At 68.9% G+C, this 492-nt stretch carries 1 protein-coding gene; it reads right to left on the minus strand.

The genetic code is table 11. The features are described 5' to 3' along the window. The coding region (locus tag JHD63_RS22830) for a transposase domain-containing protein (protein ID WP_198973095.1) at window positions 1-469 on the minus strand (469 nt) is incomplete at its 3' end. Window positions 470-492: the final 23 nt, after the last annotated feature.

Below are 492 nucleotides of genomic sequence, written 5' to 3' on the forward strand. Positions count from 1 at the left end.
GTGCGTTGACCGCTTCGTCGGCCACGTCCATGCAGGTGCCGTCCACGGCCATTAGGCGCCAGCTTCGATACCATGCACCCGGCGCATCCGGGCGCGCCAGCGGGCGCAGCACGCGCTGCGCCAGTTGCGCCATCACTTCGGGGCCGAGCCGCGTGCGTGCCTGCGAGATGGCCGACTTGCCGGCCCGCACCGCACCGGCTTGGCCCCCGCCCAGCCATTGCAGGCCCTCGCACACCACGCGCAGGACTTCCTCCAGTGGCGCCTCCCGCCACAACGCCAGTGCCATGACGTAGTACACCACCGCAGGTGCAGGCAGCCGCCGCTCGCGCTGGCTCGCCTTGCCGGTTTGCGCCAGCACTTCGTCGATCAACGCTCTGGGACAGACGCTGGCCAATACCCCGGTGCTGATCAGGTGCGCCATGTCGACCTTCTCGGGCAGTGACTTGCGGCTTCTCGCCATGGAATCCAGCCCTCCTTGTCTCGATGGAGGGG

The sequence above is a fragment of the Xylophilus sp. ASV27 genome, assembly GCF_016428875.1.
Taxonomy (GTDB): domain Bacteria; phylum Pseudomonadota; class Gammaproteobacteria; order Burkholderiales; family Burkholderiaceae_C; genus Xylophilus.